This is a genomic window from Nonomuraea maheshkhaliensis, assembly GCF_039529435.1.
GTDB lineage: Bacteria > Actinomycetota > Actinomycetes > Streptosporangiales > Streptosporangiaceae > Nonomuraea > Nonomuraea maheshkhaliensis.
Genome location: NZ_BAAAMU010000055.1, coordinates 57,950 through 70,942, shown reverse-complemented (window position 1 = coordinate 70,942; position 12,993 = coordinate 57,950). Strand labels below are relative to the sequence as shown.

General features: G+C 70.1%; 10 protein-coding genes. 1 reads left to right on the top strand and 9 read right to left on the bottom strand.

Features of this window, described 5'->3' with window-relative positions; translation table 11 throughout:
- On the bottom strand, positions 1-764 hold a 764-nt coding region (locus ABFX54_RS31425), incomplete at its 3' end, for a protein kinase domain-containing protein (protein ID WP_346110188.1).
- A gap of 160 nt (positions 765-924) precedes the next feature.
- Between ABFX54_RS31425 and ABFX54_RS31420 the strand changes: the two genes are divergently transcribed.
- Positions 925-1,704 (top strand): DNA-formamidopyrimidine glycosylase family protein, encoded by a 780-nt coding sequence (locus ABFX54_RS31420; RefSeq protein ID WP_346110187.1) that lies wholly within the window; start codon positions 925-927, stop codon positions 1,702-1,704.
- Here ABFX54_RS31420 and ABFX54_RS31415 read toward each other — a convergent pair.
- From ABFX54_RS31415 to ABFX54_RS31380, 8 genes are all read right to left on the bottom strand, one after another.
- Positions 1,701-2,057, bottom strand: a complete 357-nt coding sequence (locus ABFX54_RS31415; protein WP_346110190.1) for a helix-turn-helix domain-containing protein — start codon at positions 2,055-2,057, stop codon at positions 1,701-1,703. The two genes, ABFX54_RS31420 and ABFX54_RS31415, sit on opposite strands and share 4 nt — an antisense overlap.
- A 286-nt stretch (positions 2,058-2,343) precedes the next feature.
- Positions 2,344-2,835 carry a CinA family protein gene (locus ABFX54_RS31410; RefSeq protein ID WP_346110186.1) on the bottom strand — a complete coding sequence of 164 codons (492 nt, stop codon included), beginning with the start codon at positions 2,833-2,835 and terminating at the stop codon, positions 2,344-2,346.
- Positions 2,836-2,838: 3 nt separating this feature from the next.
- Positions 2,839-3,411 (bottom strand): CDP-diacylglycerol--glycerol-3-phosphate 3-phosphatidyltransferase, encoded by a 573-nt coding sequence (gene pgsA, locus ABFX54_RS31405; protein ID WP_346110185.1) that lies wholly within the window; start codon positions 3,409-3,411, stop codon positions 2,839-2,841.
- Entirely contained in the window at positions 3,408-4,817 is a 1,410-nt protein-coding gene (gene rimO / locus ABFX54_RS31400) for a 30S ribosomal protein S12 methylthiotransferase RimO (protein WP_346110184.1), read from the bottom strand. Before rimO ends, pgsA begins: the two co-directional genes overlap by 4 nt.
- 70 nt (positions 4,818-4,887) lie before the next feature.
- Positions 4,888-5,625: a helix-turn-helix domain-containing protein gene (locus ABFX54_RS31395; RefSeq protein ID WP_346110183.1), complete on the bottom strand. Its 738-nt coding sequence runs from the start codon at positions 5,623-5,625 to the stop codon at positions 4,888-4,890.
- Between the two features lie 106 nt (positions 5,626-5,731).
- The gene (locus tag ABFX54_RS31390; RefSeq protein WP_346110182.1) at positions 5,732-8,251 is read right to left on the bottom strand and encodes a DNA translocase FtsK; all 2,520 of its coding nucleotides are present in this window, start codon (positions 8,249-8,251) and stop codon (positions 5,732-5,734) included.
- Positions 8,252-8,330: 79 nt separating this feature from the next.
- Positions 8,331-8,945: a response regulator gene (locus ABFX54_RS31385; RefSeq protein ID WP_346110181.1), complete on the bottom strand. Its 615-nt coding sequence runs from the start codon at positions 8,943-8,945 to the stop codon at positions 8,331-8,333.
- Positions 8,942-12,967 (bottom strand): HAMP domain-containing protein, encoded by a 4,026-nt coding sequence (locus ABFX54_RS31380; RefSeq protein WP_346110180.1) that lies wholly within the window; start codon positions 12,965-12,967, stop codon positions 8,942-8,944. Before ABFX54_RS31380 ends, ABFX54_RS31385 begins: the two co-directional genes overlap by 4 nt.
- Positions 12,968-12,993: the final 26 nt, after the last annotated feature.

The following is a 12,993-nucleotide window of genomic DNA, read 5'->3' as shown; positions in this document are numbered from 1 at the left end:
GTCTGCCCGACCAGCCGCAGCAGCACCTCGCTGGCCGCCGGCCGCGCCTCGGGATCGTGGTCCAGGCAGGCCACGATCAGCCCGTGCAACTCCCCCAGCTCCGGCAGGTCCGCCTGACCGCCGGTGATCCTGGCCACGGTCGCCGCCATCGACCCGCCCTCGAACGGCGAGGCTCCGCTCACCGCGAACACCATCGTCGCCGCCCACGAGAACACGTCACCGGCCGGCGTGGCCGCGCCGCCCGCCAGCCGCTCCGGAGCGGTGTACGCGGGCACCGCCACCTTCCGCGTCGACACCGACGCCTGCGCCATCGCGTGTTCCAGCCCCGCGTCGGCCACTCTGGGCCCGTCGGGTCCCAGCAGCACGTTGCCCGGCCGGATGTCGCCGTGCACCAGCCCCGCCTGGTGCAGCGCGACCAGCGCCGTGATCGTTCCGGCCGCCAGCCGGTGCAGCCCCACCCCGTCGACCGACCCGCCGACCTCCGCCAGCGAGGGGCCGTCCACCCATTCGGCCACCAGGTACGCCTGCTCGCCCTGCACGCCCGCGTCCAGGACCTGCGCCGTGCCGACCGCCGAGACCGCCCGCAGCGGCTCCATCTCCCGCAGGAACGCCTCCGGGTCCACCTCGGCCGGTAATAATCGCACCAGGACCGGCTCCCCGGCCCTCGACCGCCCGGCGAACACCCCGGGCGCCAGCCGCCCGCTCAGCCGATATCCCGCGGCCTCCGCGGGATCTCCCGCACGTAACTCAGTGATCTCAGGCATGCCCTGCACAAGCCTTCCGTCAAGGCCGTCTCCTGATCGTCATTATGGCCACGAACCCCCTCAAAAGGCAGCGAATCATGTACGCAAAGCCCTGTCGGAGACGCCCCCGTACCGGTCAAGCGGGCGCGCGGCCGTGACAGCGGCTTCTTAGACTGGACAGGTGCCTGAGGGAGATGCCGTCCACCGCACCGCCGCCCGCCTCAGAGGCGCGCTCGACGGGCGGACGCTCACCCGGTCGGACTTCCGGGTCCCGAGGCACGCCACCGCCGACCTCACCAGCCGCGCGGTGATCACCACCCTCTCGCGTGGCAAGCACCTGCTCACCCGGGTCGAGGGCGGTCTGACCGTGCACACCCACCTGCGCATGGACGGAAGCTGGCTGGTCACGCCCGCAGGCCGGCGCACCGCCCCCGGCGACCGGGTACGGCTGATCCTGGCGAACGCGGAGTGGCAGGCGGTCGGCGTCAGGCTGGGAATGGTGGACCTGGTCAGGACCGACGACGAGGCACGGCTGGTGGGCCATCTGGGGCCGGATCTGCTGGGTGCGGACTGGGACCCGGAGGAGGCCGTGCGGAGATTGCGAGCGGAGCCCGGCAGGACCATCGGGGAGGCGCTGCTCGATCAGCGCAACCTGGCGGGGATCGGCACGATCTATCGCGCCGAGACCCTGTTCCTGCGCGGGGTCTGGCCGTGGAAGAAGGTCGGGGAGATCGAGGATCTCGACGGGCTGGTGGCACTGGCCCAGCGGCTGCTGGACGCCAACAAGGGACTTGCGGGCACGGTGACCACAGGTGATCGCCGCCCGGGGAACGCGACGTGGGTCTACGGCAGGGCGGGGAGGCCCTGTCGCCGATGCGGCACCCGCATCAGCCGCGGGGAGATGGGGATGCGGCCACAGGAACGGCTGATCCTGTGGTGTGCGGGCTGCCAGCCGCGTTAGGCGGCCACCATGTCCTTGACTTCGGGGAACACGGAGTCGGAGATCGACCCGGGAACCGTCTCGGAAAGGGCGAGACGCTCGCGCTCGGGCGCGTCGGCGAGCACAGGGGCAGCCTGGAGCTCCGCCAGCGCGAACTGGTCGGAAACCTCACGCAGCACCTGCGAAAGCGGCACCCCGAGCGCGCCGCAAATGGACGCGAGCAGCTCGGACGAGGCCTCCTTCTGGCCACGCTCCACCTCGGACAGGTAGCCGAGCGAGACGCGTGCCAGTGTCGACACCTCGCGCAGCGTGCGCCCTTGCCGCACCCGCAACCGCCTCAGCACGTCGCCGAGCAGCTGACGCAGCAGAATCATCTGTCGCTCCCTCCCCGGCGCGGATGTCTTCACCACGCCCCGCGCGATCGGTTCGTGCCGCACATTTTGCTTCTTCGCTTCGTACATACTCCTCGCCGTCATCACTGGGCGACTCCGCCCCTGGACCGCCGCTCGTGCCTCGTTGCGCGACTCATCAGGCCCGCCTGCCGGGCGCTCGGTGCCTGCAGTTGGCTCACGGACCTCACTCACAGCTCCACCGTACCCGTATCCACCGACACCGCGTCAGACCGTGCCTCGGATGTTCGCTCGGGACGTAACACGGTAATCACCCGGAATGTTCCCCTATGTTCGCCTTCAGCACACCTGACAGTAGATCGACTGCCTCGTCCACCGTCTCTACCCTGATACGTTCGCGCGACCCTTCAAGTCTCAATCCCCGGGCCCAAATCTGCCCGCCGGGCCCCGCCACGGCCGCGTAGACGGTGCCGACCGCCTTGCCGTCCTGCGGCTCGGGCCCGGCCACCCCCGTCACCGCCAGCCCGTACGTCGCCCCGCACACCCGCGCGACCCCCGCCGCCATGCCGGCCGCGACCTGGGGATGCACGGCCCCCTCGCGCTCCAGAAGCTCAGCCGGCACGCCCAGCAGCTCGTGCTTGAGATCGGTGGCGTAGGAGATCACCCCGCCCCTGAACGCCTTGGAGGAGCCGGACACCGCGGTGATCGCGGCCCCGATGAGTCCTCCGGTCAGCGACTCCGCCACCGCCACCGTCGCCTGCCGCTCCACCAGCATCGCCAGCACCCCGGCCACATCCGCCATCGCTCACTCCCCGCGCGCCCGCTTGGCCACTTTACGCAGTCTCACGGCCCTGAAGACGTAGTCGACGCCCGTGCCCACGGTCACGACGACCGCTCCGCCCATCACCACCCACTTGACGGGGTCGGGAATGCCGGGCAGGAGATAGAGCACGATCGCGGCGATCTGCAGCACGGTCTTGACCTTGCCGCCGTAGCTGGCCGGGATGACCGCGTGCCGCAGCAGCACGAGGCGCAGCCCGGTGATGGCCACCTCACGGCCCAGGATGACGATCGTGACCCACCAGGGCAGCTCGCCGAGGATCGACAGGCACACCAGCGCCGCCCCGGTGAGCGCCTTGTCGGCGATCGGGTCGGCGATCTTGCCGAAGTCGGTGATGAGACCGTAGCGCCGGGCCAGCTCGCCGTCGAGGTGGTCGGTCAGCGAGGCCACCCCGAACAGCGCCAGCGCGCCCAGGCGCCAGCCCGTGCCCGGCAGGAAGAGACAGACGACAAAGAAAGGGACGAGCACCAACCGGAGGACCGTGAGGACGTTGGCGATGTTCCACGGGCTTACCACGCGGCGCTCGTCCCTTTTCATGGACCGGCCTTGATGCGCGCGATCAGGTCAACCCCCTCGGCGTCGACCACCACCGCGCGTACGATCTGCCCCTTGACCAGGCCGATGCCCTGCACCGTGACCGAGCCGTCCACCTCGGGGCCCTGGTGCGCCGCCCTGCCCTCGTAGCCGCCGTCGCCGAGGTCGTCGTCGATCAGCACGTCGACCTCGGTGCCGATGCGCTCCTCCGCGCGCTGGGCGGTCAGCTCCTCGGCCAGTTCGGTGAGCACGCGCACGCGCTCGTCGACGACCTCCTGCTCCAGCTTGCCCGGCAATCCGGCGGCCTCCGTGCCGTCCTCGTCGGAGTAGCCGAACACGCCGATCACGTCGAGCCTGGCCTGCTCGAGGAAGCCGACCAGCTCGCCGAACTCCTCCTCCGTCTCGCCGGGGAAGCCCACGATGAAGTTGGAGCGCACACCCGCCTCGGGGGCGCGCTCGCGGACCGACTCCAGCAGCCCGAGGAAGCGCTCGGGGTCGCCGAAGCGGCGCATCCGGCGCAGCACCGTGCCGCTGGCGTGCTGGAAGGACAGGTCGAAGTAGGGGACGACGCCCTCGGTGGCGGTGAGCACCTCGATCAGGCCGGGACGCAGCTCGGCCGGCTGGAGGTAGCTGACCCGCACCCGCTCGATGCCCTCGACGGCGGCCAGTTGCGGCAGCAGCTTCTCCAGCGCCCGCAGGTCGCCCAGGTCTTTTCCGTAGGAGGTGGAGTTTTCGCTCACCAGGACCAGCTCGCGCACCCCCCTGTGGGCCAGCCAGTCGGCCTCGGCCAGCAGTTCGTCGGGCTTGCGCGAGACGTAGGAGCCGCGGAAGGCGGGGATGGCGCAGAAGGTGCAGCGCCGGTCGCAGCCCGAGGCCAGCTTGAGCGAGGCCACCGGGCTCTCGTCGAGCCGTTTGCGCAGCACGCGCGGCCCGCTGGCGGGCGCCAGGCCCGCCGGCAGGTCGCCGTGACCCGGGATGCTCGTGGTGGCCGCGCTGGCACGGTCCACCGGCGAGATGGGTAGCAGGGTGCGGCGGTCGCGTGGGGTGTGCGGCTTGAGCGGCCGGCCTTCGAGCACGTCGTCGAGGCGGCCGCCGATCTCGGCGTAGTCGTCGAAGGAGATGACCGCGCTGGCCTCGGGCAGTGCCTCGGCCAGCTCGTTGCCGTAGCGCTCGGCCATGCAGCCCGCGGCGACTACCTTGGCGCCCGAGTCTGCGGCGGCCAGCAGCGTGTCGATGGAGTCCTTCTTGGCCGAGTCGATGAAGCCACACGTGTTGACGACGACGACATCGGGGTCGTCGTCGCCCAGCTGCCAACCGGCAGCCTCGAGTCGCGCGGCCAGCTCCTCGGAGTCGACCTCGTTGCGTGCGCAGCCCAGAGTGATCAGCGATGCGGTTCGGCGGGATGACATGGTGAACACTACGGTATCGGGAGTTGGCCACCACCTGTTGCACGGGCTCCCCCGCGCGACCCGCGCGCTGCTACCGCGACTGCGGTTTCGGCGGCCCGAACGAGCGCCGCACCATGTCCCCGCTGCCTCCCAGACCCTTGACCTTCTTGCCGTTGACGTGCAGCGTTACGGCTCCGGCGTCGGAAAGCAGCACGTTGACCTTCTCGGGCGCCTTCCAGGTGGACGTCTTGCCCGCCTTCAGCGTGCCCGAGAACAACTTCTGCCCCTTGGCGTCGTGCACGTTCACGTACGACGACCGCTTCGCCTTGATACGCACCGTCACCAGGCTCTTGGCGCTGACCTTCGACGGCGCCGCCCTGGGCGCCTCGGTGATCGGCGTGTTCGGCGGGACGCTGGGCCGGGCCGAGGCCGCCCGCACGTCCCCCGTACGCACCTGGTCGCTCGCGCCGCCCAGCACCCGCATGGTGCCGAAGACCACGACGATGGCCAGGGCCACGCCCAGCGCCATCGTCCAGTTGGGCCCCCGGCGCTCGGGCACGTTGATCTTGCGGTCGGCCTGGAACACGGCCGAGGCCCGCACCGGCTGCGGCACCCCTCCGTGCTGCTGGTCGTAGAGATGGACCGTGGCCTCGGGATCGAGCCCCACGGCCCCGGCCACCGCCCTGACATGCCCTCTGGCGTAGAAGTCACCCCCGCACTGGCGGTAATCATCCTGCTCCATGAGATGGATGATCGCCTCGCGAATCCTGGTTGCCGCGCTGACCTGCGCGACCGTTAGCCCGGCCGACTGCCTGGCCGCTGCCAGCATGGCCCCGATGCTCTGCTCCTGCACAGCGAACGCCCCCCACCACACCGACTACTCTTCGTGGTGGTACATATTCAATCAGTTATCGCCAGGCAAGCACGCATTGGGGTCATTCGCCACGCAGATCGGCCAGCAAACCAGGCAGATCGTCGGGCTTGACCAGCACCTCGCGGGCCTTCGAACCCTCGCTCGGGCCGACCACGTTGCGGCTCTCCAGCAGGTCCATCAGCCGCCCCGCCTTGGCGAAGCCGACCCGCAGCTTGCGCTGCAACATCGAGGTCGAGCCGAACTGCGTGGTCACGATCAGCTCCGCCGCCTGGATCAGCACGTCGAGGTCGTCACCGATCTCCTCGTCGATCTCTCTCTTGACCGGCGCCGCCGCGACGTCGTCGCGGTACTCGACCTGCATCTGCTCCTTGCAGTGCGCGACGATCCCGGCGATCTCCTTCTCCGAGACGAACGCGTTCTGGATGCGGATCGGCTTGCTCGCGCCCATCGGCAGGAACAGCGCGTCACCCTGGCCGACCAGTTTGTCGGCGCCGGGCTGGTCGAGGATGACCCGCGAGTCGGTGAGCGAGGACACCGCGAAGGCCAGCCTGGACGGCACGTTGGCCTTGATCAGGCCGGTGACGACGTCGACGGAAGGCCGCTGGGTGGCGATCACCAGGTGGATGCCGGCCGCGCGGGCGAGCTGCGTGATGCGCACGATCGAGTCCTCGACGTCGCGCGGGGCCACCATCATCAGGTCGGCCAGCTCGTCCACGATCACCAGCAGGTACGGGTACGGCTGGTAGACCCGCTCACTGCCAGGCGGCGGCTGCAGCTTGCCCGCCCGCACGGCCTTGTTGAACTCGTCCACGTGCCGGAACCCCGAGGCGGCCAGATCGTCGTAGCGCCGGTCCATCTCGCCCACGACCCATTCCAGGGCCTCGGCGGCCTTCTTCGGATTCGTGATGATGGGGGTGATCAGGTGGGGGATGCCCTCGTACACGCTGAGCTCGACCCGCTTGGGGTCCACCAGCACCATGCGCACCTCGTCGGGGGTGGCCCGCATGAGGATGCTGGTGATCAGCCCGTTGACGCAGACCGACTTTCCCGCGCCGGTGGCGCCCGCGATGAGCAGGTGGGGCATCTTGGCGAGGTTGGCCACGATGGTGCGGCCCTCGACGTCCTTGCCCAGGCCGACGATCATCGGGTGGTGGTCGGCCTGCGCCACCTGCGAGCGCAGCACGTCGCCGAGCGAGACGAGGTCCTTGTCGGCGTTGGGGATCTCGACGCCGATCGCCGACTTGCCCGGGATCGGCGACAGGATGCGCACGTCCGCCGACTTGACGGCGTAGGCGATGTTCTTGGTGAGCGCGGTGACCTTCTCGACCTTGACCGCGGGCCCGAGCTCGATCTCGTAGCGGGTCACGGTCGGCCCCCGGGTGAAGCCGATCACCTGCGCGTCGATGGCGAACTGCTCCATCACGCTGGTGAGCGCGTTGACCACGGTCGTGTTGGCCTTGGTCTGCGGTTTGGGCGCCGTGCCCTGCTTGAGGTGCTGCAGGTCGGGCAGCCCGTACGGGCCCGCCTGCGGCGACAGCACGAGCTGCTCGACCTTGCGCGGCGCGGGCGTCGGCTGTGGCGGCTCAGGCTTGCGCTCGGCCTCGGGAACGGGCGCTTCCTCCTCGTCCGCCAGCCCCGGCACGATCTCGGGCGAGTGGTCCTGCCGCTTGTCCTTCTCGGCCAGTACCGGCGTGTCGTACGGCTTGACGATCTCGCCGCCCTCGCCGTCCTCGCCGCTCTCGCCCTTCTTGGTCCTGACCCGCTTCTTGGCCGGCTGCCGCGGCGTCTCCTGCTCGGCGTGCCGCTCGAACAGCAGGTGCTTGAGTTCGGCCAGCCGCTCGGGAATGCGGTGCACCGGCGTGGCGGTGATCACCAGCACGCCGAACCCGGACAGGAGCAGCAGCAGCGGGATCGTCACCCACGGAGGCAGGATGCTCATCGGCGGCGCCGACACGATGAACCCGACCATGCCGCCGGCCTGCGACACCTTGTCCATGCCCTGGCCCTCGCCGGCCGGGTAGGGCGTGTCGTTGGCCACGTGGATGACGCCGAGCACGCCGACCATCAGCGCGGCCCAGCCGATCACCATGCGGCCGGTGTCGGCGTTCTGGTCGGGATGGCGCAGATAGCGCCAGGCCAGCAGGCCGAGCAGCAGCGGCAGCGCCCAGGCCAGCGAGCCGAACACGGCGTGCACGGTCGCGTTGACCACCCCGGCCACCGCGCCGTCGGAGGTGCGCCAGGTCATGGCCGCGAGCACGATCGCGCCCGCGAGCACGGTCAGGCCCACCCCGTCGCGCCGGTGCGCGGGATCGAGCTCCCTGGCGTTCTTGCCCAGCGCCCTGGCGGTGCTGCCGATGCCGTTGGCGAGCAGCATCCACAGCCCGACGATCAGCTTGCCGATCATGGTGAAGACCCAGCTGATGGGATCCTGATGGGTCACCGATGACTTGCGGCCGGACGTGGTCGTCCTGGCCCTGGACCGGCCCGCCGGCGTGCTCCCGCGCTTGGCGGTGGTCGAGCGAGACGAGGCCGACCGCTTCGCCGGCCCCTTCGATGCGCTTTTCGGCGTACGGGTGGCCATGATGCCAAAGGTACGACGGAGACACCGCTGAACGCGCGCAGCCACGCCGGTGTCCTGGCACGAACCTCACCCGGCCTGCTCATTCCCGCCCCCGTACGGACGACACCGCCTCGAACGCGGACTGCATGGCCCCCACCCGGTCCGCCAGATCCTTGATCGCCTCCCGCAGCCCCTCGTCCTCCCCCTCCACCTCGGCCAGCCCGTCCAGCCGCGACTCCACCGCCCCGAGCCGGCGCGCGAAGCCCGCCAGCGCCTCGTGGTCGCGGACGAGCTGGGCGAGCAGCGCCGCCTGCTCCTTCAGCACCGTGGTCTTGCGGAACAGCTCCATGAACACCGTCACCTTGGAGCGCAGCACCCAGGGGTCGAAGGGCTTGGTGAGGTAGTCGACCGCGCCCACCGCGTATCCGCGGAAGGCCGATCCCGCGCTCGGCTCGGTGCCGGTCAGGAAGATGATGGGCACGTCGCGGGTCTGGTCGAGCCGTTTGATGTGGGTGGCGGTCTCGAACCCGTCCATGCCCGGCATGAGCACGTCGAGCAGCACGACGGCGAAGTCGTGGCGCAGCATCAGCTTCATCGCCTCGGCTCCCGACCTGGCCTTGAACAGGACCTGCTGCAGCGGCCTGAGCACGGCCTCCAGCGCGACCAGGCTCTCCTCGTTGTCGTCCACCACGAGGATCTTGACCTGCCGGTTCATCCGCCGGCCTGCCGTTCGCCCGTGAGCCACCCCCGCATCACCTCCAGGAGCTGGTCGACGTCCACGGGTTTGGGCACGTAGTCGGAGGCGCCGCACGAGATCGTCTTCTCCCGGTCGCCCGGCATGGCCTTGGCGGTGAGCGCGATGATGGGCAGGCCGGCGAAGGCGGGCATCTGGCGGACGGCGGTGAGCGTCTCGTAGCCGTCCATCTCGGGCATCATCACGTCCATGAGGACGAGGGCGATGTCGTGCTCGCGTTCGAGGGCCTCCAGCCCCTCCCTGCCGTTCTCCGCGTAGACGATCTCCATGCCGAGGCGGCCGAGCACGTGGGTCAGGGCGTAGACGTTGCGGATGTCGTCGTCCACGATGAGCACCCGCCGGCCCGCGAAGATCTCCCCGGCCGGGCTGTCCTTCAGCCGGGTGAGCGTGGAGCTCCACGAGTCCTCGCCGTCGGCGGACGGCCACTCGGCCGGGGCGGTGAGGGCCTCGGGCACGGGCTCCTCGGCCCGCTCCGGCTCGCCCGCGAGCGTGGCCGCCGCCCGGCCGGCCGGCACGTAGAGGGTGAAGGTGCTGCCCCTGCCGGGGCTGCTGGCGGCGTGGATCTCGCCGCCGAGCAGGCGGGCGATCTCGCTGCTGATCGACAGGCCCAGGCCGGTGCCCCCGTATTTACGGCTGGTGGTGCCGTCGGCCTGCTGGAAGGCGCCGAAGATGGCCGGCAGCTTGTCGGCGGCGATGCCGATGCCGGTGTCGCTGACGGCGAACGCGAGCATCGGGCGGCCCTCGGGGTCGGGGCGGTCCCCGGCGACGGAGACGACCAGGCGCACCTCGCCGGAGGAGGTGAACTTGACCGCGTTGGACAGCAGGTTGCGCAGGATCTGCTGCAGCCGGCGCTCGTCGTTGTAGAGCTGGGCGGGGGTGCCGGGGGCGACCTCGATCTCCAGCTTGAGCCCCCGGTCCACGGTCAGCGGGCGGAACGTGGCGTCCACGTAGTCGAGCAGTTTGCTGAGCGGCAGCCGCTCCGGCCGCACGTCCATGCGTCCCGCCTCGATCTTGGACAGGTCGAGGATGTCGTTGATCAGCTGGAGCAGGTCGCTGCCGGCGTTGTGGATCGTGGTGGCGAACTCGACCTCCTGCTCCGACAGGTTGCCCTCGGGGTTGTCGGCCAGCAGCCTGGCCAGGATGAGCAGGCTGTTGAGCGGCGTGCGCAGCTCGTGGGACATGTTGGCCAGGAACTCCGTCTTGTAGCGGGAGGAGGTGGCCAGCAGGTGGGCCTTCTCCTCCAGCGCGGCGTTCGACCTGCGCAGCTCGGCCTGCTGGCGCTGCAGCTCGTCCGAGCGGCCCTGGAGCTGCTGGGCCAGGCGCTGCGACTCCGACAGCAGCGCCTCGGTGCGGGCGTTGGCGATGATGGTGTTGATGGCCACGCCGATGGTGACCACGAACTGGTCGAAGAAGGCCAGGTGCACGTCGCTGAACCGGCTGAACGAGGCCAGCTCGATCACCCCGAGCACCTTGTCCTCGAACACGACGGGCAGCACCACGACGCTGGCCGGGGCGGCCTCGCCGAGCCCGGTGTGGACCTTGATGTAGCCGGGCGGCACGTCGCCGAGCAGGATGCGCTTGCGTTCCAGGGCCGCCTGCCTGATCAGCCCGGGCCCCGGGGTGCCCTGGCCGGGCAGCACGTCGTGGGCGGCGCCGTAGCCGGCGATGAAGGCGAGCGAGCCGTCGAAGGAGGTGGCCTCGGCCAGGAAGAAGGCGCCGTACTGGGCGCTCACCAGCGGCGTCAGCTCGCGCAGGATCAGGTCGGCGACCTCGACCAGGTCGCGGTGCCCCTGCATGAGCCCGGCGATGCGGGCCAGGTTGCTCTCCAGCCAGTCTTTCGCGCGGGTGGTCTCGCGCAGGTTGGCAACCATGAGGTTGACGTTGTTCTTCAGCTCGGCGACCTCGCCCTTGGCCTCGACGCTGATCGAACGGCTGAGGTCGCCCTGGGCGACGGCGCTGGCCACCTCGGCGATGGCGCGCACCTGGGTGGTGAGGTTGCCGGCGAGCTGGTTGACGTTCTTGGTCAGGCGCTCCCAGGTGCCGTAGACGCCCTCGACCTCGGCCTGGCCGCCCAGCCTGCCCTCCGAGCCGACCTCGCGGGCCACCCGCGTCACCTCGGAGGAGAACGACGACAGCGTGTCGACCATGGTGTTGATCGTGGTCTTGAGCTCCAGGATCTCGCCGCGGGCGTCCACGTCGATCTTCTTGTTCAGGTCGCCGTTGGCCACGGCGGTGGCGACCTGGGCGATGTTGCGTACCTGGCTGGTGAGGTTGGAGGCCATGAAGTTGACGTTGTCCGTCAGGTCCTTCCAGACCCCGCTCACGCCCCGCACCTGCGCCTGACCGCCCAGCCGCCCCTCCGTGCCCACCTCGCGGGCCACCCGCGTCACCTCGTCGGCGAAGGCGGAGAGCTTGTCCACGGTGGCGTTGATGGTGTCCTTGAGCTGGAGGATCTCGCCCCGGGCGTCCACGGTGATCTTCTTGGACAGGTCGCCGTTGGCGATGGCGGTGGTGACCATGGCGATGCTGCGTACCTGGCTGGTGAGGTTGGAGGCCATGAAGTTGACGTTGTCCGTCAGGTCCTTCCACACCCCCGACACACCCCGCACCTGCGCCTGACCGCCCAGCCGCCCCTCCGTGCCCACCTCACGCGCCACCCTGGTCACCTCGTCGGCGAACGCCGATAACTGCCCCACCATCGTGTTGACGGTGTCCTTGAGCTGCAGGATCTCGCCCTTGACGTCCACGCTGATCTTGCGGCTGAGGTCGCCCTGGGCGACGGCGGTGGCCACCTGCGCGATGTCGCGTACCTGCTCGGTGAGGTTGGAGGCCATGAAGTTGACGTTGTCGGTCAGGTCCTTCCAGACCCCGCTCACGCCCCGCACCTGCGCCTGACCGCCCAGCCGGCCCTCGGTGCCCACCTCGCGGGCCACCCTGGTCACCTCGTCGGCGAACGCCGATAACTGCCCGACCATCGTGTTGATGGTGTCCTTGAGCTGCAGGATCTCCCCGCGCGCGTCCACGGTGATCTTCTTCGACAGGTCGCCGTTGGCCACCGCCGTCGTCACCTGGGCGATCGAGCGCACCTGCGTGGTCAGGTTGGAGGCCATGAAGTTGACGTTGTCGGTCAGGTCCTTCCAGGTGCCGAGCACGCCCTTCACCTCGGCCCGCCCGCCCAGCTGACCCTCCGTGCCGACCTCGCGGGCCACCCTGGTCACCTCGCTGGCGAACGCCGAGAGCTGGTCGACCATCGTGTTGACGGTCAGCTTGAGCTCCAGCAGCTCGCCGGTGGCCTCGACCGTCACCTGCCTGGTCAGGTCGCCCCTGGCCACGGCGGTGGTCACGACCGCGATGTCGCGCACCTGGGCCGTCAGCCGCCCGGCCATGGCGTTGACCGCCTCGGTCACGTCACGCCAGCTCCCCGACATGCCCTGCACCTTGGCCCGGCCGCCGAGCCTGCCCTCGGTGCCGACCTCGCGGGCCACCCGCGTCACCTCGCCGGAGAACAGCGCGAGCTGCTCGACCATGCGGTTGACCGCCTTGCCCATCAGCCGCAGCCCGCCGCGCAGCGGCCTGTCGTCCTCCTGCAGATCGACCCGCTTGGACAGGTCGCCGTCCGCGACCGCGTTGAGCACCCTGGTGGCCTTGGCGGCGGGGATGACGAGCGCGTCGATGAGGGTGTTGACGGCGGCCACGTTGACCGCCCAGCCGCCGGTGCCCGGGCTGGGGCTGAGCCGCTCGTCGAGCCGCCCGCGCCTGGCCACCTCCGTGCGCAGCCGGGTCAGCTCGCCGCAGAGGTGCTCGTTGCGGTCGAGTACCTGGTTGAGCGTCGTCGCCAGCTCGGCCAGGAAGGGGTCGCCGGGCAGTTCGAGCCTGGCTTTGAAGTTGCCGTCACGCAGCCCGCGCAGGGCCACGAGCAGCGGGCGGAGATCCGCCGGGTGGAGCGGTCCATGTGCGTAAGAGGATTCCAACTGCGTGACCATCGCGGCCTTCTTCACAACTGGAGGCA